Here is a 24327-nt window from a genome sequence, read left to right as displayed (position 1 = left end):
CATATAATAGGAAGCTTCCCTGCGTTTTAAACGATGACCCGGTGAGTTGTTTAATGAACAGCCAGAGAAGCTTCCTTTTTCTCGTTTATGGATAGAGGGGTGCTTCCTCGTGTCAGCCTTCCTCTTGGTGAAACACAGCCCAATTCCAGCGACTTATCAAAAAAAGCTGCCGGCTCATCTCCTCGAAGGTCCAGTCCTTCCTTCCAGATCGCACATAGAATGTATAAATGATCAGGAAGAAGTGAATGGACATGATCCTGCAAGAAATTCAAGGTGCCTATGATTGCTACGTAAGCCTAGGAAGCTCATGCGAGCCGGCAGCCCACTTGCGGCGGAAAGGGCTTCGCACCTTCTCTGCCCCGCTCGACTGGTCGGTCTCCTTATCACTGACTGATGTAAATCGGCTGCTGCAAAATCGTTTCCAGGGATACATGGAGCTACCCAACATGGGACTGATCGACGGATACGCCACCTTTGTGGACAATGAGAAGGTGACACCGCTGAAATCCTATTTTGTGAAAGACCACTATTATAATGTCATATCGGTTCATGATTTCCCCGTCGTCGAGGGGCAGGCATGGACAGCAGTCTATCCCGAGTTCAAGCAAAAAATCGACATGCGCAGCCAGCGCCTGCTGGAAGTATTAAGCACGAGCAGAAGAGTGCTGTTCATCCGCTGGGGCAGCACATATGAGGAAGCGCTTCAGCTGCAAAATATTCTCCGCCCCCTTACTGGCGGCAGCTATAACATTCTGATCGTGAATGGTATGGATGGACTGACATCCGTCGTCGATAACGGCTGGGCGCTTCCTGGCATCTGCTCTCTTGGCATTCCGAACCGGGCTGGCGATGATGCAACATGGGATTATTTGCTGAACGGGTTTAGTTTGCAGACATAAAAATGGAGGGACAAATCTTCATTACCAAAAAAAAATAAAGGCAGCTATAGGTGAGATGATTCTCCACTATTGCTGCCTTTATGAATTGAAGGAAATTGAAAAATGGTTAAGCGCCGAAGGCGAGAGTTACAGCGCTTTTGGCTTCCATTTGGAAGCTTAGAGCTTCTTCTGTACCTGGCATCTGGACCTGTACATTATTCGCTTCCTCACTATCATTAAAGATTACGACGGCGATGGAGCCGTCCGTATTCCTGAACGCGACGGAACGAACGGTTTCATTGCTGCTGGAGCCGATGCGCACCGCCTTCGGGCGAATATGCTTGCTGAAATGGGCAAGCGCATAATAATCAAGCGTGTACGTCAGCTCGCGGGTCTCCTGATGAACCGTCACAATTCCGCGGCAGGTGCTCTTGCCAAAGCCCGGTACTGCCGGTCCATTGTTCTCATCGAGTGCCATATTCCACAGCACAAACGATTTGCTGTAATTACGCAGGATTTCGATGCCTGTACGCATGACATTGGAGAAGGCCTGCTCAAATGGCGGAATCCATTCCCCGCCGGAGCCTTCCGTGAAGTGCACCTCTTTGCCCGGGAAGGCCTGGAATACATCGGTCTGTGCGCCAGGACGGCCCCCATACCAATGCCATGCAACACCGTCCACAGCTTCCAGCGCCTGGTCAAGCACAGTTAAGGGGTACTCTGGCTTATCCCAGTTGTGATCGTAGCACAATATCTTGGTATCTATTCCATTTCTGATGAAGCTTGGCTTCAGATGCTCCTTAATGAACCGTGCCTGATCCTCCGCCGGAAATATCATTCCCGGGTAGTGACCGGGCGAATACAAGGATTCATTCTGCGGTGTAATCGCATAGACTGACAAGCCATGCTCCGCATATGCCTTAATATACCGTACAAAATATTCAGCATATACCGGATAGTATTGCTCGATCAGCTCGCCGCCGATCATGGAGCCGCTTGTCTTCATCCAGCCCGGCGGGCTCCAGGGGGAGCCCATCAGCTTGAGCTGTGGATTCAGCCGCACCGCTTCTTTCATGAGCGGAATAATGTCCGCTTCATCATGCCGGGTAGAGAATTTTTCAAGCTCTGGGTCAGTGTCTCCCTCCGGCAGATCATTATAGCTGTAGAAGTCCCGGGCATAATCCGAAGCTCCCATCGGATTCCGTATAACGGACAACCCGATCCCTTCTGCAGCGTCAAACAGCCGGCGCATCAGCTCCTCACGCTGCTCAGGCGAGAGCACCTGATGAATTAGATAGGCTGCCGAATCAGTGAAGGATGCTCCGAAGCCATCCATCTCCTGATACTGCTCGCTGTCATCGATAATAATGCTGTACGTTTGTGCCTCAGCGTCCGGCGGTGTAAGCTCTGCTCTCGTTTTGTTTACAAACAACGATTGTTCTCCATTTGATTCGTAGATGTTCAGGTCCTTCAAGTTCTGCATGCTGTTCTCCTCCGTGACCCCGTACTTTATTCGTTCTTCGCTGTATGCTCTAAGTTCAAACTCCATTAAAGTCCAAGCTTTTCTTTGTTCGCTTTCATCTTCTCACTGCGGATTTCTACGATCTTCTCCCAGCTGTTCGCATCGAGGAACTGCTTGTATTCATTCAGTACGGCTTCGAATTGGGTATCGTCCTTCGACCGGATCATGCTGACCATGGAAGTGTTCCACTTCGTATTGATTGCTGTAAGAGCACGCGCTTCCGGTGTCCCTTGATCCGGGTCGATATTTTCAAGGATAAAATGCGGTACGAGCTTGCCCTCACCCCATGCCTGCATCTGCTTGATTGACTCAGGGAAAGCATCCTCACTCAGTGTCTTGTGCTTGTCATGTCCGAAGAACATGAATTCACCCATCCGGTATTCCTTCTTGAACTGATCTGCATTGTTCTGCTGGATTTCTTTGACCTCTGGTGTAAACTGTACGGTTCCATCCGCGTTCTTCTCATAGGTCTCGCCTTCAATGCCGTAATTCATCAGCATTTGCCCTTCCTCACTGAGGAGGTAGGTGAACAGCTGCATAGATTTGGCAGGATCGGCGTTTTGCATCGTAATGAAGCTGACCATCCAGCCGGAGATCCCGGATTGATTCAGCTTCGGCGCGTTGCCGACGGTGCTCTGCGGTCCGTCAATGGCGATATACTCCTTGCCCGGATTGGCCGTCATGAAGATCTGGAGATTGCCTCCCTGCTGCGGTGTGCCATCCAGCATAATCGTTGCATACTTGCCGGATTTTACTTTTTCCTCAAATGCCGTTCCATCATCAGCAAAGCTGTCATCGCTAATGTTGCCGTCACGATATACCATATTGAATGTTTTCAACCAAGTGAGATAATCCTCATCCAAATTACGGTTGTAGAAGCCGCCGTTCTCATCCTCCAGCGGTACGCCGATGAAGTCCTGCAGCACGTCGCCAAGAGATCCAGTACCTTCGCCAATCGAGTTAAAGCCGAGTGGAATAAGCTCAGGGAACTGTGCCTTGATGTCCTTCATGACAGCCTGGAATTCCTCCGGTGTGCCTACGCTCGGACTGCCGAGCGCTTCATACACATCCTTGCGGATAATGAAGGCGGTCTTGGCCGGAATCGTTCCTTGATCGTAGTCCTCCTGCGTATTGGAGTAGTTCGGGTAGCCATACGTCTTGCCGTCTGCGAGCTGGAACCAGTTCAATGTATCCTGCGCCGCCACGGTGTTGAAATAAGGATCGTATTTCTCAGCCAGATCATTTAGCGGAAGCGCCCAAGTCGAAGCCTTCTGCACGACGGGGGAATTGATGCCGAAGGTCGTAATGAGATCCGGCATATCGCCGCCCGCAAAGAATGTATTCAGCTTCGTATCATCTCCTGTGATGAATTTGATGTTAATGTTCAGGTCTTCCTTGATCTTCTTCGTTACGACATCATTGCCGTAATCGGTGTTCCACCAATCCGCATTCACGTACCAGGTCAGCTCTGTAGTCTCTTCCTTGGTATCAAGCTGCCAGGCCGGCTTGCTTGCATCCGGTGTATAACGATCCTCAATCGAGATCCAGTTGGCTTCCTTGGAGCCGGAGCCTCCCCCGCCGCAAGCACTGACCAGAAGCATGACGGACAGCAGCAGCGCTGTCAGCGTAAAACCTTTTTTGCCATAACCCAATGTTCTCTTTGACATATTTCATACCCTCCTCTTGATATTGAAGCGCTTACCAAAAACAGATCTTTTCAAATCTATGTTGTGCTACTTGTGATGCCGTTGTTTTGCGGTACAGGTTGCTGTAGTAATGGCAGAATGACTTGCGCTGCCGGATACCTTAAGCTTTTCAAGATGTCTTAGCTGAAAAATGTCTTATAACTGAGCGGCTATTCCTTATTCCTTGACTGCCCCGAGCATCATGCCGGAGATGAAATAGCGCTGCAACAGTGGATAGATAATGACAATTGGCAGCGTGGTGATGACGATCGTCGCCAGCTGAACGCCTTTGGTCGCCGTCTCGATGACCACCGATCCTCCGATATTTTGCATGGACTGTGTCTGCGACTGCACAATAATCTCATACAGCTTCATCTGCAAGGGATAGAGCGCTTCATTCGTGACATACAGCTTGGTTGTCATAAAGTCATTCCACTGCCCGACTCCGTTAAACAGCGCAATCGTCGCCATGGCCGGCATGGACAGCGGGATAAAGATTTTGAGAAACACCTTCCAGTCACCGGCTCCGTCAATCTTGGCCGATTCCTCCAGCGCTTCCGGCACACCCCGGAAGAAGTTCATCAGAATGACGACATCATAATAGCTGAGCAGCGCCGGAATGATGTACACCCAGAAGCTGTCGAGCAGGCCGAGGTCCTTGATGAGCAGGTAGGTAGGGATCATGCCGCCGGAGAAGAACATCGTAATGACACCCATGGAGACGTAGAGCTTGCGGCCGCGTACATATTTTTTACTAAGACCATAAGCGACCATCGCACAGAAGAATACATGAGTGACCACCCCGATGACGGTCTTGGAGATCGATATGAAAAATGCCTGCCAAATCGATGAATCCCGGAACACTGCCTGATAATTCTCCAGTGAGAGCTCGGACGGCCAGAAGATGAAGCCCCCCTCTGCCAACGCTCTGCTGGAAGCAAACGATGAAACGAGGACATTCCAGAGCGGAACAATGATCACTATCATCGTAATCACAAGCAGCGTGGTATTCACCGCATTAAAGATCCGGCTGTCGATGTCTCCTTTAATTGCTTTTGAGTTCACAAGTATTGCCCCCCTTATATAAAACCTTAAAGCACGGATTGATTATCGTTCAGCCTGCTCGTGATCTTGTTCGCCGTCAGCAGCAAAATAACCGAAACGATCGATACGCCAAGACCCACTGCTGTCGCGTAGGAGAAGTCCCCCTGCGTCATCCCCATCCGGTATACATAGGAGTTAATGACCTCTGCAGTTTCGCGGTTCTGTGAGTTCATGAGCACAAGTGTCTGATCCAGATTCGATCCGAGCAGTCCGCTCACGGTTAGAATCAGGTTCAAGCTGATGATCATCTTCATGTTCGGAATCGTGATGTTCCATATTTGGCGAAGCCGGCTGGCTCCATCGATCTTGGCAGCCTCATAATAGGTAGGATCGATCTTCGACATGACTGCCAGGTACAGAATCGTCCCCCAGCCCGCTTCTTTCCAGATGTCAGACAGAACGGCGATCCACCAGTACTTGCTTGGGTCGAGCAGGATGTTCTGCGGCTGTGAGATCAGACCGAGAGAGAGCAGAATCTGATTGAACAGACCTGTCGTTGACACCCAGGTGATGAGCATCCCGCCCAGCACGATCCAGGAGAGAAAGTGAGGGAGATAGGATACGGTCTGGACGAACTTTTTGAATCGACTCCCGCTTAGTTCATAGATCATGATCGCTAGAATGATAGGTACAACAAACCCGATGGCCAGCTTCAGGAAGCTGATGCCAAGTGTATTGATGACCGATTCCCAGAAATACTGATCCGTCATTATAATCTTGAAGTTGTCGAGCCCTACCCATGGTGCGCTGTCGATCGTGTCAATGACCGTGTAGCTCTTGAAGGCGATCGTGAGTCCATAGATCGGTATAAAATTGAAGATAATCATAAATAGTACGCCCGGAAGAATCATGGACTGAAGCTCCCACTGCTTCACGTAATCCACGCAGAATTCCTTGATCCGCTGCCCCATGGGCTTCTTGGCTGGCGTCTTCCTCATACGGGACGAGGCATCCGCAGGCTGGATCAGAGCTGGTTTGCTCATGTGCTTCTCTCCTTTTTGCTCCTATACTCTGGATCAGAGCAACAAAATAGTGTTCATGAAATGGATTCAGTCAATGCAGAAATTTGATATTTTCACCGAAAAATAAAAACGTTTTTATTTTTGGTCAAAAAAATATGGTTCTTTTTTAGAAGAATGACTGCTGAAATTCTGGATGTCTGCCTCAGCTAGACTGACGATCCTAATGGGCAGATAATGAGTGCAGCCCAATTTAACTGAAGCCTAATTTTGTAAGCGTTTACTATTAAGCTGGACGGGAACTCCCCCTTTTATAGTAAAGCGTAAAAGGTTAGTCCCGCACCATTTTGATCTGCGTCGAGCCTCTAACGATGAGCTCTCCTGGCAGCTTCTCATGCCTTCCTTCTTCCTTCTCCTGGATCATGCGAATCAAATGGTTGACGACCAGGATTCCCTGCCTAGCAATTTGGTTGCGCACGGTAGTCAGCGAAGGCGAGAAATACTGCGCAATGTCAATATCGTCAAAGCCGACGACACTTGTATCCTGGGGAATCTCGTATCCGAGGGATTTGAGTGCCCGCATGGCCCCGATCGCACTAAGGTCATTCCCTGCGAGGAATGCATCCGGCAGCTTGCTGCCATGTACATTCACAAATGATTTGACTGCGCCGTACGAGCCTTCCTCTTCAAAATAACCTTGCAGAATATAGTCCTCGTCTGCCTTCAGCCCGTAATCCCTCAATGCCGCCAGATATCCGGCCTTCCGCTGCTCGCTGTCGAACATCGTCTCCACACCGGCGATATAGGCGATGTTCTTGTGGCCCAGACTGATCAGGTATTTCGTTGCTTCGTACGCATCCACATAGGAATCGAAGATAATACTGCCCATGTTTTCGTTCTGTATCTCGCGGTCCAGAAATACGGCCTTAATGTTGTTCTGCTCCATAATGGCGATGTCATTCTCGTCTATTCGCAGCTCTTCATAGACAATGACCCCATCGACCCTTCCGCCGAGAATGTTGCTCATAATGACCTGCTTATCCTTGGTTACGAAGATGTTCAGACCGTAGCCGTGGCGGTCACATTCCCGTGACATCGTCTCGACCAGCGTATAGAAGTACGGTCCTGACACGCTTGTGGTGAAGAAGCCCAGCATCTTCGATTTGCCCGATTTCAGCAGCTTGCCGTTGATGTTCGGGACATAGTTCAGGCGCTTCGCGACGTCTAGAATATGCGACTTCGTCTCCGGATTCAGTACGTCCACATCGTTCAGCGCATTGGAGACCGTCGAGATCGACACCCCCGCCTCCCTTGCCACATCCTTGATCGTTACCTTCCTCATCTGCTGTCTTCCTTTTTATAAAAACGTTTTTATGAACTGAATATACTATACGTGTGATTTTATGGCAACTGTTTTTTATTTTCAGATAAGAATGCCAGTTTATTTCTTTCTTTTTGACTGAATAGAGCGCTGCTCCAGTACATAACCAATGCAAAGGATCAGCAAACCGGGGTACAAAGTGAAAAAATAGATATGTTGTGAAGCAAGACCCATCGGGTACAAGACTCCGCCACACATGACTATTAAACCTAAAAATTGAACCATTCTATAAAGTTTCATTTTAATCACCCTTATCTTTATTAATAATAATTAGTTTGATTATTAGATTGAAATTAATCATACCTCCAACACTCCCTAACCACTAAAACCACTCTTATATCAATGCACTCCATGCATATTACCCATTTCCTCACGAATATTTGAAGGATACAATAAATCCTTTTTAAATTCCATATTTTACATATTACTATTGGTTAATATAAACAATATAATATAAATATTAACATCTAGGGAGTGTACATAAATGAAAAAGAAAATGTTGCTTTTAATTATGATTTGCAGTCTTGTTTTCCCGGCATTTGCCATTCCGACTGCGTCTGCTGCGGCTGCCCCAGTAGTCTATCTGGATGGGGAAAAACTATCCTTCAATACGAACCCCATTATTAAAAACGGTTCCACGCTCGTTCCTATGCGGCTTATCTTTGAAAAACAAGGAGCCAAAGTAAGCTGGAACAACACAACAAAGACCGTCACAGCGACTAAGGGAAGCACTACTATTAAATATACGATAGGGCAGAAAAAGGCTGCAGTAAATGGTAGTACTTTTACCTTAAATACGCCAGGAGAAATCCTTAAAGGCTCTACATTGGTTCCATTGCGGTTTGTAAGTGAATCCTTGGGAAACAGTGTAGGATGGTTTAACAAGAGCAAAACAGTGACGATCAGCTCCGCATCCATGCTGAAGGCAAAGGTAACGAAAGTGACGGACGGAGATACTATAACGGTAAAATTGAACGACGGTACCGAGGAGAAGGTTAGATTCATCGGAGTGGACACTCCTGAATCTGTCCACCCTGATGCAGATCGCAACACAAGTGAGGGTGTCGTCGTTTCTGAATATACAAAGAAACAGCTTCTCAATAAAACGGTTATGCTGGAGCTGGATGCAGGAGAAAGAGATAACTACGGCAGATTGCTCGCCTATGTCTACTTAAACGGTATGATGTTCAACGCAAAGCTGGCTGAAGAAGGCTATGCTACACAGATGACTTACCAGCCCAATGTCAGATGGGTAGATCTTTTTAGTGCTTTGGTTGCCAATGCCCGAAGTAATGATCGTGGACTCTGGGCATACGATGGTGAGAATGGAAGCAGCGTAAAAGGCACTACGGGGAAATTGGTAATTGAGAAAGTAGACTACCAGAATGAAATTGTAACCATTAAGAACAAAGACAGTAAAACGATAAATCTCACAGGCTGGAAGCTGGTTAGTGTGAAAGGAAACCAAGTATACACATTCCCTGAGGGCTATACTCTGGCACCTGGTAAGACTGTATACGTGACCAGCGGCAAGAATGCCAAGGCAGCTGCCGGCTATCTGAAATGGACGACGGCGAATGTGCATAACAATGATGAGAATGATCCTGCTGAACTGTATGATATGAATAACAAGTTGATTAGCAAATACTAATCATTAATATCACCGCAGCTCCTGATTGGGAAACAAATAAGATTGAACCATCGATGGTCGCTGCATAAAAATAAGAACCTTAGTGAAGCCAATGCTCCACTAAGGTTCTTTGTTTAATTCCTATTACCTGTTGTTCTTCGGATCAAGCGCATCACGCAGCGCGTCGCCGATGAAGTTGATCGACAGCACGGTCAAAATAATGAGCACGCCTGGTGGAATCCACAGCCAAGGCTGTGAAGTCAAGATAGTAAGCGACTGGGCGCTTGTCAGCATATTGCCCCAGCTTGCCGTTGGCGGCTGTACGCCGAGTCCCAGGAAGCTGAGTGCAGCTTCATCTAGAATGGCAAGTGCAACACCCGATGTCGCATAGATCAGCACCGGCGCCACTGTCACAGACATGATATGTCCGAACAGAATACGCGGCGTGCGGTAGCCGAGTGCAACAGCGGCCTTGACGTAATCCATCTGCTTCACTGCGAGTACATTTCCCCGCACAAGTCTCGTCACACCCGGCCAGCCCAGGAAGCCTAGAATTAAGATAATGTTCAGCAGGCCTGGGCCAACGATGCTCGATACAACAAGAATTAGCATGATGTAAGGAAACGACATAAAGATATCGGTAATTTTCATAATCAGACTATCAATCCAGCCGCCAAAATAACCGGAAACGAGACCAAGCACGGTACCGATAATGGACGATATCAGTACGGAAAATATCCCGACAGCAAGCGATACTCTGGCTGCATAGAGCAGCCGTGTCAGCTGATCGCGTCCGATCTGATCTGTGCCCAGCGGATGCTGCCAGGACGGCCCTGCGCCAAAGGCATCCGTAACCGTCGTTGGCTCATACGGGGTCAGCCATGGCGCAAATATCGCACTGAGCGTCAGCAGCAGCATGAATATGACTCCTGCTACGGCGAGCTTATGCCTGCGAAAGCGCCGGAAGAACATCACCGGCCCGCTTGACGGCAGGCTTGCCGCCAGCTGCTCTGCATCCAACGTCTCCGGATCAACGGAACGTCTTCCAAAATAATGTCTCAGCAGTTTCATGATCTTGCCTCTCCCTGGTAGCTGTTTTTTATCCGAGGATCGACAAGCGCGTACACGATATCCGTCAGCAGGTTGGCCGCAATGACCACGACCGCCGCCAATAGGTTAAGCCCCATAATCGTGGAATAATCCCGGCTCATAATGGAGGACATCGTCAACTGACCGATACCAGGCCAAGAGAAGATCTGCTCGATGACGACCGCTCCGCCGAACAGAATCGGAATTTCAAGTCCGATCACCGTAACGATGGGAATCAGTGCGTTCCGCATCGCATGGCGATTGACAACAAGTGCTTCCCTCAGCCCTTTCGCTCTGGCGGTCCGCAGAAAGTCCTGATTCAAAATCTCAAGCATACTGGAGCGGACATACCGGATATTCCGACCTGCAACCGTCAGTGTCAGCACGATCCCCGGCAGGATCATGTGCTTCAGCACATCGAGGAACCCGCCTTCGCCGCCCAGCTCCGTCATCCCGCCGGAAGGCAGCAGATTCCATTTTATCGAGAAGAAATAAATGAGAACCATCCCTAGGAAAAAGCCTGGAATCGAGATTCCGAGAAAGGAACCGGTAACCGCAATATAATCCAGCTTGGAATACTGCTTGACAGCACTAAGCACCCCGATTGGAATTGCAATGGCAATGCCGAGGATTAGTGCCGTGCCCATCAGGAGCACCGTTGGCCCGACATGCTCCCAGATCAGCTGGCCGACAGGCTCATACGTAATCATAGAGAAGCCCAGGTCGCCGTGAAGCACCAGATTCTTCAGCCAATTCCAGTATTGAATATAGACTGGATCGTTAAGTCCCAGCTCCAGCCGCTTCGCTTCCTGTGCAGCCTCCGGCAGCTTCGGACTAACGAGCATGTCCACAGGATTACCCGGTGCCATTCTCATAATGATGAAATTAATAATCGTTACGCCAAACAGAACGGGGATGGTCGTCCAGATCCGGCGCAGTATATAGTTAAACAATGTAAGCACCTCACATCAAGATGAGTAGAGAACGCCGAATGAAGAAAGTAGTTTGGAATGTACGAATTTACAGATTCGTCGGATTCGTCGGATTCGTCTGATCTGCTGAATTCATCGGATTTGCTGGGTTCACCGAATCCAGCACCTCATCCGTCAGTTCAATACGTTCCCTGTTTCGCCTGCGCGGGTCTGGAACCGGAAATGCATCCAGCAGCACCTTCGTATAAGGATGCTTCGGACTCCGCAGCAATTCCTTCGTATCTCCGATCTCGACGATCTTACCTGCGTTCATGACAGCAATCCGGTCACTGATATATCTTACCGCCCCTAAACCATGGGCGATGAATAAATACGTGAGTCCCAGCTCCTTCTGCAGCTCCTTCAGCAGATTAAGCACTTGGGCTTGGATCGACACGTCCAGCGCAGAGACCGGCTCATCACACACAATGAGCTGCGGCTTCAGCGCGAGCGCTCTGGCAATCCCGATCCGCTGGCGCTGTCCGCCGGAGAATTCATGCGGGTAGCGTGATTTGCTCGTGGAAGGCAGACCTACCGTTTCGAGCAGCCGGTCCACTTCCTTCTGTACCTCCTGTCTCGGTACAATCCGGTGTACATACAGCGGCTCAGCAATCTGATCGCCGACGGTCTTGCGGGGATGCAGGGAAGAATACGGATCCTGGAACACGATCTGGAGCTTGGTTCTCAGCTGGACCATGTCCTTAGTCGATCTCCCTGCTATGTTGTCTCCTGCAAACAGGATCCTGCCATCTGTCGGCTGCTCTAGTCCAACAATACATCTGCCGAGCGTTGATTTGCCGCAGCCGGACTCGCCAACGAGACCCAGCGTCTCTCCCGGATAAATGGTCAGGTCCACACCGTCCACCGCTTTGACATGGCCGGTAACACGGTTTAAGATCCCGCCGTGAACCGGGTAATGCTTCTTCAGTTGATCAAGCACGAGCAGCGGAGAGGCCGTAGCTGTATCAGGAATCTGTTCATGGTTACTCATACACGACCTCTCCTTCTCTCATATTCTCTGGACCTACTTCCCAGCAGCGTGCCAGATGCCCTTCCACCTTCGGCTCCAGCACCGGGGTTACTTCCCTGCAATGCTCTGTCGCGAGCGGGCAGCGGTTATGAAACCGGCAGCCGTTCATGAATTGATACCGGGCCGGAACGGAGCCGGGTATGGAGGCCAGCTTCGCATCATCATCCGGGTCAAGACTGGGCACCGATTGCAGCAGTCCCCGGGTGTATGGATGCATCGGCTTCTCAAACAAAGTATATACATCCGCCTCTTCAACAACTTGACCGGCGTACATGACCAGTACCCGGTCTGCCATCTCCGCCACTACACCCAAATCATGGGTGATTAGAATAATAGCGGTGCCTGCTTCCTCGCACAGCTCCTTCATTAATCGCATGATTTGCGCCTGCACGGTTACATCGAGCGCGGTTGTCGGCTCATCTGCGATCAGCACCTTCGGCTTGCAGGCGAGCGCCATCGCGATCATCACACGCTGTCTCATCCCGCCTGACAGAGCGAATGGATAAGACTTCATGATTTGCTCTGGACGGGGAAGCCCGACCTTGCGCAGCATTTCGATGGCTGCCTCACGTGCTTCCTTCTTGCCGAGCTTCACATGCAGCCGGATTGCCTCCATCAGCTGATATCCAATCGTAAATACCGGATTCAAGGAAGTCATCGGCTCTTGAAAAATCATTGAAATCTGATTGCCCCGTACATCCCGCATACGGGATTCATCCAGCGCAAGCAGATTCGTTCCATCAAGCACAACCGTTCCATGATCAATACGGCTGCTCTTACCGAGCAGCCGCATAATGGAGAGAGCTGTTACACTTTTGCCGGAGCCGGATTCGCCCACAATCGCGAGCGTCTCCCCGGCCTTCAGCTCAAAGCTGACGTCATCGACACTGACAACCTTCCCCTGATCCGTATCGAAAGCGGTTTGCAGATGGCTGACCTTCAGTAAGCTATTCACTTTTATCAACCATCCTTTATCTCACCAAGATTTGTTCATCCTATATAAACTCTTACTGTTACTCTTACTGTACATCCCACTCGTGCACGTTAATAAACATGCCAAAGTCTTGAGGTGTTGCTCCTGTTACACGCTTATTTACCGCCCCAAGTGCCTTGGTTGCATAGATCGACGGCATGGGCACATCTTCCTTCAGGATCGCCTGAAGCTGGCTGTAGTCGTCCATAATCTTCTCTTCATCCACCTCAGCGGACAGCGAGTTCAGCAGATTGTCTACTTCTTCATTCTTATAAGCATTCGGATTGCCTTCGGACAAGAAGTATGCGATATCCGGCAGCGGATTGACCGGTGTTAGGGATACCGTCAGAATACCAAGGTCATACTCCATCTTCACGATACGATCGAGCAGTGTCGCCAGATCCAGCATTTGAATCTGAACCTTCACACCAACTGCATTCAGGTTCTCTGCCACAATGTTTGCCGCTTGCTCCAGCGTTGCATCACCGGACAGAACAGACAGAGTTAATGTCTTGCCGGAATCCCAGCCGGATTCAGCAAGCAGGCTTTTTGCTTTTTCCGGATCATATGCGACTGGCTGCTGGCTCTCATCTTTATAAGGACTGTAGCTAGTAAAGAAATCATCAATCACTTCACCAGAGCCCTTCAGCAGATTGTTCACAATCATCTCACGGTTCATTGCATACGAGATGGCTTGTCTTTGCTTCGCGTCAGGTACGGAGTTCTCGTTAATGTACATAAACTGTGTAGCAATCGGAGGTCCGTCTACGGTTGTCACATGCTCCAGCGCCTTCACATTCTCATAATCGCTGATCGGAATAACACCGGCCGAAGGAATGTTCATGTCGATCTCACCGCTTTGCAGCTGTGCAGCCACTGCCGTTCCTTGAAGCACCTTAAAGTTCAATTGCTCAATCTTAGGAGCGCCCTTGAAATAGTCCGGGTTTGCTTCCATTTCTACAAAGTGATCACGGTTATAATTCACCATTTTGTAGGGACCGCTAGTAACCGTAGGGTTTTGCATAAAATCACTTGTATTAATATCCTCTGGTGCAATATCCTTCAGTGCCGCCTGTGGCAGCGTCATCAGATTACGTCCAATGGTATCTTTGAAAATATCAAGCGTCGTTGGTGCTTTGGTCTTGATCGTTAGTGTATGGTCATCCACCTTGCTGACACCGGATATTTCATCTTCACCTTCCGGGAGATATCCTGCATCATCCAAGCCTTCAATCGTTGCAAAAATATAAGCGTAGTTGGAAGCAACCTTTACATTACTCATCAGCTTCAGCGTAAAAATAACATCGTCTGCCGTAACCGGAGTTCCGTCTGTCCACTTCGCATTTTCATTCAGTTGAATAGTAAAGGTTGTATTGTCCTCTGTCTCAATGGAATCCGCGAGCATCGGCTGATATTCCAGATTCGAATCCAGCTCGACCAGCGGCGGGAACATCAGACCTGCTACATATGTAGAAACAAGTCCCACCGGGGACAGCGGATTAATACCGCTTGGTGCATAAGTTACTCCGATATTGACGGCCTTCTTGCCGCTGTTATCCGTACTGCTGGTACCGCCTTCATTATTGTCACCGCCACCACTGCTTCCACATGCGGATATAATGACCAGCAATGCAGTAAGCATAAACGCTAAAGCTCTTCTGTGTGTCTTCTTGATCGCCATTTGTGCACCCCTTATTCTAATTCCTATTATTCTACTCTGTTTTAATTAACTATCAGATTTTTCGAAAGTTTTGTCAATGCACAGTTTTTGTATGTTGTATAATTATTAATCTCTCCAGCTAACAGTTAATGACAAAGAGAATACTCAACAAATCATATTACTATCATTTAACGCGTCATTCAAATAAAATCTGACGTTTTTCAATGTTATTTTTTATTTTTCGATATTTAACCTCTTGATTTAGACATAAAGCGACATTTATTTGGTGGGTTGTACAAAAAAAGAAGACAGTTTTCGCTGTCTCCTTCTTCTTTATATACTAAAGAATGAGAACAGCTGGCTGTCTCCTTCTTTCTTTATACATTAAAGATTGAGACAACTGGCTGTCTCCTTCTTCTCTATATACTAAAGAATGAGAACAGCTGGCTGTCTCCCTCTTTCTTTATATTCTTTCATTTACGAAACCGCACTTGCTTCTCTCCTGCTGTAATTCGAAATGGCAAGCGGTTATGCGAAGGCGGCATAGGGCAGTTGAAATGAGGTGAAAAAGCGCACGGAGGCAGGTAAGCATAATTGAAATCCAGCTGTACCGTACCGTTCGCCTCCGGTATAACATTAACCATGCGCCCCATACCATAGGTCTCCTGCCCATTCGTCCGGTCGCCGAATACGATAACCAGCGTATCTCCAGAGGCAAACGGCGTCAGGCGATATGCTGCTCCCTCATACTCGAAGTGGATGTCACCGGGGGACTGATGCATACGCCCTGCGCCTTCCTGATCCGACACATGCGCGAAGGCTGCGGTGCGGCCTTCCTCTTCCTGAATATAGGTTCCTGTCATACACCAGCTTGGGTCATAAGGGAATACGGAGAGCCCCTCATACTGCTGCACGGCATCAGCCTTCGCATCATATACGGCCAGCAGATGATCGGAGCCCGGCTGGGACGTAGCAACAAGCGTGATCCGCTCAGACAGGCGAACAAGCGTATGATCTGCTTCGAGAATAACGGTACCGTCTACCGGCTTCCCCTCGATCGTCAATCCGTCTGCTGCGGCAGCGGTCAGCTTGAGACCCGGGGTTCCAGAAGTGAGCGGCTCCCATACCCCTGGAATGTCTTCGAAGGTCGTCGTACCTTGCACGAAATGCAGCTTAACGAGCGCTAAATCCCCTTGAAATTCAGCAACTGAACGTTCCCGCTCCGCTCTCCAAGTCAAGATATCAATCATTGCTGTTCTCCCTCGATGTTCAGAAAGGCAAGCACACGCTTCAGGAACGCTTCATTCTCTTCTACATACGGACTGTGCCCGCTGTGCTCAAATATAACGAGCTCCGAGTTCGGAATGAGCCGATGCATCTCTTCCGCCTGGGATACGGGCGTAATCCAGTCATATTTTGCCCCAACGATTAAGGTCGGCATTGTAAATGCTGGCAGCTTGTCCCGTACATCGTACTGAGGAATCAGATGCTTAAAGGTATAGTTCGCCACTTCCATGGAACCGATGGGACGGTTTCCTGTCTCACGCATGATCTTCTCGTCCTTCACATGGAAATACAGATCGTAGTTCAGATCCCACCAGCGAATAGCGTGCTCCTCATCCTCAATCCGGCCCTCGAACAGCTCCGGAATCATAGCCATTTGTTCTGGTGTCGCGATGTGGCTGGCGAATTCCAGGGCAGCGGGATAGAATTCCTTGCTTGGTGCCGTATCCACCAGCAGCAGCTTGTCCAGCGAATCCGGGTAACGGCTTGCAAATACCTGTGATACAAAGCCGCCAAAGGAATGGCCCAGCAGATTGATCCGGTCAAAGCCCAGATACACCCGTAGTGCCTCAATATCATCAGCCAGCTGCTCCAGCGTACACGTCGCCGGATCTACCCGCTCCGACTGTCCATTGCAGCGCTGATCCAGGTACACAATCTGCATATGATCAGCCAGCGGCGTAAGCCATGGCTTAAAATCCGAATGATCACTGCCCGGGCCGCCATGAATGGCGAACAGCACGGGGCGTTTTACCATTTTCTCTCCTTGTGGAACATATGCCGAACCCTCAATATCGAAATAGAGACGCGTTCCATTGATCGATGCAAACATGATATACACTTCGCTTTCTGTTAAGTCTAATGATGCTGTTAATTTCTAATTATCTCTGCTCAAAAAGATGAAGTCAAACCAAGCTTGTCCAGTGCTGTATGATTAAATGTAGAGAAACATCAAAACAGCCCAGTTTCCTGTAACAGGAGCTGAGCTGTTTTTCTTCACTATATATAGCTTATGCAGGCTCCGACTTGCTCATTCGATCCGTGATGATCGCAATCGCACCGTCACCCGTAACATTCGTTGCTGTCCCGAAGCTGTCCTGGGCAATATATAGCGCAATCATCAGAGAAGTAAGCGTCGTATCGAAGCCGAGCATGGACTCCAAGAGACCGAGTGCGGCCATGACCGCACCACCGGGAACGCCAGGCGCAGCCACCATCGTCACACCCAGCATTAAGATAAACGGAAACATAGAACCGAAGGTAATCGGCATCCCTGTCAGCACCATAACGGCCATCGAGCAGCTAACGAGCGTAATCGTACTGCCGGATAAGTGGATCGTCGCGCACAGCGGAATAACGAAATCAGCTACCTTTTCCTTGACCCCATTCAGCTTCGTCTGACGAAGCGTCACCGGAATCGTTGCAGCCGAGGACTGTGTCCCTATCGCTGTAAAGTATGCGGGAATCATATTTTTAAGCAGAGTGAATGGATTCTTACGCCCAATCTGTCCTGCCACCACATACTGTATGACCAAATATAGAATGTGCAGAACGATAATCATAACGAACACTTTCACAAATACAGACAGAATCATCGTCACTTGTCCACCATACGTCAAATTGGCAAACACACAGAAGATATGGTAAGGAAGCAGCGGAATGATCACCGAAGCGATTAACTTCTCGACAATGGCTCTAAAGTCAACCATGACATTTTGCAGAGCTTGTCCCTTAATGACCGCAGCCCCAAGCCCCAATGTGAAGGCCAGCAGCAAGGCAGTCATGACCCCGAATACAGGCGGCATATCTACGGTGAAGTAAGGCGCAAGCAGTGCCTCTTCCGGATTGCTGAATGACTGGGTAAGGCTTCCCGCCTCCAGTATATACGGGTATAGCAAGGTTGCAGCAAGAAAGGCCAGCAAGCCCCCTATAATGGAAGAAACATAAGCAAGTCCTGTCGTCATTCCAAGCAGGCGTCCTGCTCCTCTCCCCAACTCGCCGATTCCCGGCGCTATGAATCCGATAATAATTAAAGGTATGGCAAAGCCTAAAAAATTACCAAACAATCCGCTAAAAGTGGCAAGTCCAGCAACAAGCCACTCCGGCGAGAACGAGCCCACCGCAATCCCGAGCAGAATGGCAATCAATATCTTCGGCAGCAGGCCGAGCTTCATCTTATTCATGATGTCATCACCTATTAATGTCATATTTTAATGTCCACTGCACAAGGACACTAGTCCTCTTAACGCGGAATTCTCAAAAATATATCACATAATAGTATAATTGTCATGCCCTAAATGTATGAAATTTGAGTATTATTAAATAATTTCCCTAATTTATATTTCTTTGTCTTGTGTGAAGGTATCCTTGGACCAACAGCGTCCGCTAAAAAAAGAAACCTTGACGGCAGCATGCCATTCAAGGTTATTTGTTTCTCTGGGATTATCTGATGTTTATACATTAAAAATGCCGTTTAATGATGCTGCTCAATCCACCACTAAACTTTCAGCAAACCGCGGAAGCCTCTGGCTCCATAATAGGAATCTGCCCCATTGTGGTACACAAACACCGTATCATATCGGTAATCACAAAATATCGCCCCACCCAGTTTACGAATATTCGGTGGCGTAAGGACCCAGCTTGATGTTTTGTTATCAATCTTTCCAAGCTTCTGCTGAAGCTCCCGGAATTGTTCTTCTGTCAGCATTTCAATGCCCATCTCAGCTGCCATGTTCACCGCACTGTTCTCTGGCTTATGCTGCTTCCTGGACTCCAGTGCTTCATGATCGTAACATATACTTCTACGGCCTTTTGGGCTCTCTGCGGAACAATCACAGAATGTGTATTCCCCAAGCTCTGCGTCATAACCAATTACGTCCGGTTCACCGCCGGTTCTCTCCATTTCAGATAGCGACCACAGTTTTTCCGGCTGGGTGTGCAGCCTATCTTCTATTGCGCTCCATTCGATTCCCTCATGGCGATCCATATGTTTCTCAAAACGCTTTTTTAATATCGACAGGATTTCTTCCTGCTGCTCCGGTGTTAATGTCCTCTGTTTATTTTCCATTAAAATATAACCTCCAGTGCTTGTTTTAAAATGATGGCTATCACGTACCGTCCTCGGGGATCTTTATTGCATGTTCTATACTCTATCTTCTTATTTCTTTCCATTTCTATCAAGAGTAAGCATCATTTCGTATTGATGTCCAATCGTTTCAAATCCTACTTTATCCAAAAACAGTTTCATACCCTCACACGCATCATCTACATTAATCACTCGCAGTTGTTTGCCGTTCGAATGATTCATCAATGTGTCTACTATACTCGTCGCGATCCCTTTGCGCCTGTATACAGGATGCACCGCAATTTGCGGGACATCGCCTGTTGCTGAGTCTACGATGCCGTAACCAATAATCTTCTTCTCCAGCCGTACGACTGCATAGACAAACTGCTTCTGCACAGCGCGAATGGAATCGATCGAATTTTGCCAGGAGGGGCTGAAATCCCACAACATTTGCAGTTGCTCCCATGTATCCGAATCAATTTCTGTCAGGTACTCGATGGTATAAGTCAGCTCTTTTGCATGGTAACGGCTCTGCTCCAGCTTATGGAATGAGAAGTTTCTTGTAATGGACAGCCCTTGCTTTTTGTATAGCTCAAAGGCAGCTTCATTGTTTTGAAGAACCTCCAGCAAATACTGCTCCACCTGATTCCGCTTCAGCTCTTCGCGTACCGATTGGAACATGCGGCTTGAAATCCCTTGCTGTCTATGTAAAGGTGTAACGCCGGTGCCAAGGTCGTATGCGGTTCGTGCTCCATTCCACTTTCTCAATCCATTCAGGATAAACCCAACTAGCTCATGTCCAGGTTCTGTAAATGCACCGATCGAAATCTCCGGAGAATATCCTCTTCTTACAAGCATCTTCTGAAACGCTTCAAGTGATAGATTGATATTCACCTGATAATCGGAAAAAGCCTCTAGAAACGCGTGGTGCAAGGTTTGAGTATCTATGTTATCTAGTGTTTCGTATGTGTACATGAGCTCAGTCCTCCTATTAAATAGACACAGATAATGCAGCAGTCTTTATGTAGGCACACTGGATCAATAAACTCATAGATCATATAATGCAAGATTTAATTTTGGCTTCAATATCTTTGTTCATTCCGTAAACTTCAAAGTATGAAGTATCAAATGGACGAATTTCCAATTCTGCTTCGTGGTGTTGTAATCCTTCACTTTCTTCTGTTTCCGGTAATAAATGAGTGTCCCAGTCTATTTTTTTACCTTTTTCAATTCCAATGAACACTCCGGAATGGAATTGCACTATTTTTTCCACTTTTTTGATGAGTTCATCTGTACTCAGGATTTCAGAGTAAGGCTTCGGAAACAACACCTCTGAGGGCTGAGTACTGCTACCAAACACATCAAAAGCAAATCAAGTAAGATTGGAAGTTTCATGCTGAATACAGGTTAATATTTGAGCAAGTTGTTTTCCTAAACAACCTATTTCATTTTCAAAGTACTCCCCACTTAATCTAAGTGTAAATGTAGGTTCCTTTAGATAAGTATCTTCCATCCCTCCTACCTCCATTCGCGATTATTCGTATACTCAGAATGCCGAAATCCTTATACGGTCATAGCTTACCAAATTCTAAAATTCAGAATCGTCGGCTACAACAGGGATTAATGGAGACAAAAATGGATCGTCTTTTTCTTGAATGCTTCCCCTCGCAAGAACGTAAACTTTAAATTCATTAAAATGTTTAGGGTGCTCATCATTAAAAACATAGAGCATTCCATATGAGCCAGGTGCAAGATCCCCTATGTTCCGCATTATTTCCACTGGATTATAATTTGAAGAAGGCTCTCGATTCCACAACCCCGTCATCCAAAGATGATATTGTCCATTTATTGCCTTCATTTCTATAACATCTACATTAGGTTGTAAACCCTCAATATACACTTTAATTGATTCCAAAATGTTTATTTCCTTTTCCTTATTCGTCTCATCGTTAGTATTTTCTAATACAACTGCCCATCCATGATATTGATACATGTTTAGCTCCTCTCTAGTCCTTTATTTTAATGAAGAGATATCGATAACAATTTCAACATTATACCTCTTTTCATATTCCTTTAATTGTCTAATTACTTTATCTGCAGGTGCAGTCTCAAAATGAAAATATGCCTTCCCACCTGTTTCAATAGAAGCTTCAATGGTAGCCTTTGCCTGTTCCCTAAATTGTGAACTCAAACTATTCATTGAAGTTTTGGTCTGACCAATATACTGTTCAGAAATCACATCAAACTCTCGACCTTTTGGATCATTATTGAATATCATTCGAGACTGTCCACCAATTTTTTTTGCAAGCAAATCTGCATTTACATCTTCCTTATTCGCTTGTTTTAGTCCACCTGAATACTGGGTATAGATACCTTTACCGCTAATGAAGTTAGAAGCAGTGTCACCCTTCCCTACAGCACTATTCTTAGAACTTCCTCCGTCACCACCTGTATCCGCTTTATGATTCGGTCCTCCCTTAATCCCAATCCTACTAACCAGGAAGGAGCCTAACATTACACCTGCCTGTTCGCCAACAAAGTTAGCTTTTCCGGACTCGTTCGCTTTCATCTGAATCTCTTTTAGAAAGGCTTCACGTTCTCCTTCATCCATAACCATGTTTTTGCCCCATGCAGCGAAACCAATTACATCTTCGGCGGTTCCTACAGTTGCATTGTAAGCCATGTCCCCTAAAGTCCCGATGGGATTCTTAACTATGGCTGCTCCCGTATCCTTTAAGGATTCGACTACACTTCCCAGCCCTTTTTTGAGTCCTCCTGCCAGATCCTTTGCGGTGTCCCCGACTTGATCTATGAATGATTTAGGCGGTTCGCTAATGTGATTTGTCGTACTTAGTTTAGCGAAGAGCTCCATCCGCTGTTCTCCCATAAAATCCTGCAGCTGATCCGCATCCATGAATCGTACGGCAATTCCTTTGAGTTCCTGACTGATCACATGCATACGCTCTATGGTTACATTCATCTGTTCATACGCTGTCTTAAAATCCGTTTGAAAAGCCGTCCCTCTCTGACCATACCAATTGGACATCAGCATAAAAATTTGCCGGAGAAGGTTCTCATTGATCATCTTAAGCTGGTTAGATGCATTGTCGAATTGATCAGATACCGATAGCAGCACATCGATAGGAACTTTGATTCTTGTCATAAGCTACCTCTCCATTTGATAGATAGGTATAATTTTACTTATATATCACCCTGTGGAAAAGGTACCCATGTCCCTTCAAAGAATACGTCGATTCGACCTTCATTAATGAGCATGAATGACAATGCGTGGTGCACGGCGGACGGAGTCAGTCAGTATACAAAAAAGAAACCTTGAAAAGCCCGCAGCCAGTCAAGGTTCAAACAATTTTAGTCCATCAGAAATTCCACATTAATTCGGTCAACCTGGAATTCTACAGCTTTGCCAATTAAATCAGGATAGTTAGCAAAATATTCGTCATCGTCGGAAATAATGATCCCTGCATCAATTGAATCTTCATTAAGAACACCACGAATATATTATTTATAGCTTGTACCGATTCGTTCAAGTTCTTTTTGACTAGCACATATTTCATGAATTGCAAATCCCGTAAACTCTATCCCTTGTACTTCGAGTGTAACTTTCTGTTCAATATGTGGGTCTAATCCTTTAACTCGAGCTATATACCTCATTTTTGTTACCTCACTTGGCTAATCACATGCATACGATGGATCGTAAAGTTCATTTGCTCATATACGGACTTAAAATCCGTTTCAAAGAGCTTCTCTCTGGCCGTACCAATGCGACATGAGTATGTAAATTTGCCGGAGCATGCTCTCATTCATATCATTTCCAAGTAGTGTAGATACTCTATTGAACTGCTCTCAGACAGATAGAAGCACCTATGCCAGTACTCCGATCGTAGTCATAACCAACCTCTCACGTCCTACAATGCCAAGACTTAACTTGTTAGAACTTTTCTATCTGAACATGAGATCTACTGCATCCTCTAAATTAAATTCTTCCTCACCAAGCTCTACTAAACAAGTATCATCATCTGTTGCAGGCTCAAACCCAAATCTAATTTTAGGTATGTTGAATTTATCTTTTATGACTGTAAGATATTCTAGTATTTTTTCAGCTTTTTGTCTTACCTCTAATCTTTCACCTTCGTATAGTTCATTTTCCGAAAAATTAAATGTTACATCTCCTACATCTTCATTAAAGGAGAATATAATCATTACATCATTTACTTGGCTCCCTATTTCTAACTGTTTAAGATATAAATTTCCCGTTCCAATCGGTGAGAGTACATCTGAGAAACTTTTAATTTGATAAAATTCAATATCTGAACCACTATTGTGGTCATAGAAATGGGATGACTTAACTTCAGATGAGCTAACTTTAAGTTCATTATATACTAACTTGTCTAACTCAATTTTTGGAAAGTCTTCTATAATAATCTCCAGATTCTCCAAACTATCACTCCTTTTATTGATCGATGAACCCCTTAAATGTTCCGTCTTGATTAAACCTTATTCCACGTCCTTCAGCTAATTTCTTTTCTAGGAATGTGATTCCCCTACCGTTTGTAACTTCAACGAAATCTCCTGGGGCATCATGCCTTATCCTTTTCCGTTTCTTCATCACTCATAATATATTCTATATCTTCATCTGTGAATTCGTTCCCCTCCGATACTGGATGTCCATTAGCATCTAACATACCCATTACTGCCTTATCTGGGTCTGATACTATTAGAGTATAGTCCTCAAATAAAAATGGATTAGGTTCAAGATCAACCGTTACTCTCCAAGCTGGCCGTATATCATCATTCTCTCTATCATCTGGGTTTATCTTAAATGTATAGGCTTCATCAAAGAGTAAGCTTTCTATTCGTTCATCAACCGTTCCATCTAATACATGCTCTTGATGATATCTTTTAGCGAGATCAATGGCTTCTCTTGGGGTTAATACTGTATCTACCGTGATTTCTTCTACTTTACGATGATGTCTTGGAAAATCTTCTTCTACAAATTCAATTATCTTATCAAGCTCTTCTTTAGTTCGATTGTATTTTCTCATTTCGGTTTCTCCTTTCATCTAAAAAGGATAATTG

General features: G+C 46.8%; 23 protein-coding genes and 1 pseudogene. 2 read left to right on the top strand and 22 right to left on the bottom strand.

From position 1 onward, the window contains the following. Window positions 1–245: 245 nt before the first annotated feature. Window positions 246–899, top strand: coding sequence for a DUF1796 family putative cysteine peptidase (locus ACFSVM_RS00900; protein ID WP_379259906.1), 654 nt, complete (start codon window positions 246–248; stop codon window positions 897–899). Window positions 900–1005: 106 nt separating this feature from the next. On the opposite strand, the gene ACFSVM_RS00895 is transcribed toward ACFSVM_RS00900, so the two are convergent. The 5 genes from ACFSVM_RS00895 to ACFSVM_RS00875 form a co-directional block, all read right to left on the bottom strand. After that, window positions 1006–2361, bottom strand: coding sequence for a glycoside hydrolase family 30 protein (locus tag ACFSVM_RS00895; protein ID WP_379259904.1), 1356 nt, complete (start codon window positions 2359–2361; stop codon window positions 1006–1008). Window positions 2362–2426: 65 nt separating this feature from the next. After that, the gene (locus ACFSVM_RS00890) at window positions 2427–4067 is read right to left on the bottom strand and encodes a sugar ABC transporter substrate-binding protein (RefSeq protein WP_379259902.1); all 1641 of its coding nucleotides are present in this window, start codon (window positions 4065–4067) and stop codon (window positions 2427–2429) included. Window positions 4068–4262: 195 nt separating this feature from the next. Beyond that, on the bottom strand, window positions 4263–5150 hold the full coding sequence (locus ACFSVM_RS00885) for a carbohydrate ABC transporter permease (protein WP_083655790.1): 888 nt from the start codon (window positions 5148–5150) through the stop codon (window positions 4263–4265). A 26-nt stretch (window positions 5151–5176) separates the two neighbouring features. Further along, window positions 5177–6127, bottom strand: a complete 951-nt coding sequence (locus ACFSVM_RS00880; protein WP_379262824.1) for an ABC transporter permease — start codon at window positions 6125–6127, stop codon at window positions 5177–5179. A gap of 352 nt (window positions 6128–6479) precedes the next feature. Next, window positions 6480–7490, bottom strand: coding sequence for a LacI family DNA-binding transcriptional regulator (locus tag ACFSVM_RS00875; protein ID WP_047912898.1), 1011 nt, complete (start codon window positions 7488–7490; stop codon window positions 6480–6482). Window positions 7491–8013: 523 nt separating this feature from the next. Between ACFSVM_RS00875 and ACFSVM_RS00870 the strand changes: the two genes are divergently transcribed. Next, window positions 8014–9180: a stalk domain-containing protein gene (locus ACFSVM_RS00870; protein ID WP_379259899.1), complete on the top strand. Its 1167-nt coding sequence runs from the start codon at window positions 8014–8016 to the stop codon at window positions 9178–9180. A gap of 123 nt (window positions 9181–9303) precedes the next feature. Here the strand turns inward: ACFSVM_RS00870 and opp4C are convergent, their stop codons facing one another. From opp4C to ACFSVM_RS00785, 17 genes and pseudogenes are all read right to left on the bottom strand, one after another. Then, on the bottom strand, window positions 9304–10230 hold the full coding sequence (gene opp4C, locus ACFSVM_RS00865) for an oligopeptide ABC transporter permease (RefSeq protein WP_379259897.1): 927 nt from the start codon (window positions 10228–10230) through the stop codon (window positions 9304–9306). Further along, complete coding sequence (locus ACFSVM_RS00860; protein WP_076312347.1) at window positions 10227–11201, bottom strand: ABC transporter permease; 975 nt, start codon at window positions 11199–11201, stop codon at window positions 10227–10229. The genes opp4C and ACFSVM_RS00860 overlap by 4 nt, the downstream gene beginning before the upstream one ends. 67 nt (window positions 11202–11268) lie before the next feature. Then, window positions 11269–12210: an ABC transporter ATP-binding protein gene (locus ACFSVM_RS00855; RefSeq protein ID WP_379259894.1), complete on the bottom strand. Its 942-nt coding sequence runs from the start codon at window positions 12208–12210 to the stop codon at window positions 11269–11271. Continuing rightward, complete coding sequence (locus ACFSVM_RS00850; protein ID WP_090726611.1) at window positions 12203–13204, bottom strand: ABC transporter ATP-binding protein; 1002 nt, start codon at window positions 13202–13204, stop codon at window positions 12203–12205. Before ACFSVM_RS00850 ends, ACFSVM_RS00855 begins: the two co-directional genes overlap by 8 nt. A 64-nt stretch (window positions 13205–13268) precedes the next feature. After that, window positions 13269–14903, bottom strand: a complete 1635-nt coding sequence (locus ACFSVM_RS00845) for an ABC transporter substrate-binding protein (RefSeq protein WP_090726610.1) — start codon at window positions 14901–14903, stop codon at window positions 13269–13271. A 452-nt stretch (window positions 14904–15355) separates the two neighbouring features. Continuing rightward, window positions 15356–16132, bottom strand: coding sequence for a DUF1684 domain-containing protein (locus ACFSVM_RS00840; protein WP_076312351.1), 777 nt, complete (start codon window positions 16130–16132; stop codon window positions 15356–15358). Then, window positions 16129–16998 carry an alpha/beta fold hydrolase gene (locus ACFSVM_RS00835; protein ID WP_076312352.1) on the bottom strand — a complete coding sequence of 290 codons (870 nt, stop codon included), beginning with the start codon at window positions 16996–16998 and terminating at the stop codon, window positions 16129–16131. The genes ACFSVM_RS00840 and ACFSVM_RS00835 overlap by 4 nt, the downstream gene beginning before the upstream one ends. A gap of 178 nt (window positions 16999–17176) precedes the next feature. Beyond that, complete coding sequence (locus tag ACFSVM_RS00830; protein WP_379259891.1) at window positions 17177–18349, bottom strand: dicarboxylate/amino acid:cation symporter; 1173 nt, start codon at window positions 18347–18349, stop codon at window positions 17177–17179. Between the two features lie 314 nt (window positions 18350–18663). Next, entirely contained in the window at window positions 18664–19233 is a 570-nt protein-coding gene (locus ACFSVM_RS00825; RefSeq protein WP_076312353.1) for a DUF4256 domain-containing protein, read from the bottom strand. 90 nt (window positions 19234–19323) lie between these two features. Beyond that, window positions 19324–20205 carry a GNAT family N-acetyltransferase gene (locus ACFSVM_RS00820; RefSeq protein ID WP_379259889.1) on the bottom strand — a complete coding sequence of 294 codons (882 nt, stop codon included), beginning with the start codon at window positions 20203–20205 and terminating at the stop codon, window positions 19324–19326. Between the two features lie 79 nt (window positions 20206–20284). Then, window positions 20285–20491, bottom strand: a complete 207-nt coding sequence (locus ACFSVM_RS00815; RefSeq protein ID WP_379259887.1) for a hypothetical protein — start codon at window positions 20489–20491, stop codon at window positions 20285–20287. 111 nt (window positions 20492–20602) lie between these two features. Further along, window positions 20603–20743 (bottom strand): hypothetical protein, encoded by a 141-nt coding sequence (locus ACFSVM_RS00810; protein ID WP_379259885.1) that lies wholly within the window; start codon window positions 20741–20743, stop codon window positions 20603–20605. Window positions 20744–20818: 75 nt separating this feature from the next. Further along, the gene (locus tag ACFSVM_RS00805) at window positions 20819–21223 is read right to left on the bottom strand and encodes an Imm7 family immunity protein (protein WP_076312356.1); all 405 of its coding nucleotides are present in this window, start codon (window positions 21221–21223) and stop codon (window positions 20819–20821) included. Window positions 21224–21244: 21 nt separating this feature from the next. Continuing rightward, window positions 21245–22393: a WXG100 family type VII secretion target gene (locus ACFSVM_RS00800; RefSeq protein ID WP_379259882.1), complete on the bottom strand. Its 1149-nt coding sequence runs from the start codon at window positions 22391–22393 to the stop codon at window positions 21245–21247. 206 nt (window positions 22394–22599) lie between these two features. Further along, window positions 22600–22902: pseudogene (locus ACFSVM_RS00795) on the bottom strand (hypothetical protein). A gap of 288 nt (window positions 22903–23190) precedes the next feature. Next, the gene (locus ACFSVM_RS00790) at window positions 23191–23688 is read right to left on the bottom strand and encodes a hypothetical protein (RefSeq protein ID WP_076312359.1); all 498 of its coding nucleotides are present in this window, start codon (window positions 23686–23688) and stop codon (window positions 23191–23193) included. A 140-nt stretch (window positions 23689–23828) separates the two neighbouring features. After that, complete coding sequence (locus ACFSVM_RS00785) at window positions 23829–24293, bottom strand: hypothetical protein (protein ID WP_379259879.1); 465 nt, start codon at window positions 24291–24293, stop codon at window positions 23829–23831. Window positions 24294–24327 lie beyond the last annotated feature (34 nt).

This window comes from Paenibacillus shunpengii, from assembly GCF_042684905.1.
In the GTDB taxonomy this organism is placed as follows: Bacteria; Bacillota; Bacilli; order Paenibacillales; family Paenibacillaceae; genus Paenibacillus; species Paenibacillus shunpengii.
The sequence above is the reverse complement of the archived record's forward strand: the minus strand, read 5'-3'. Positions and strand labels throughout refer to the sequence as shown.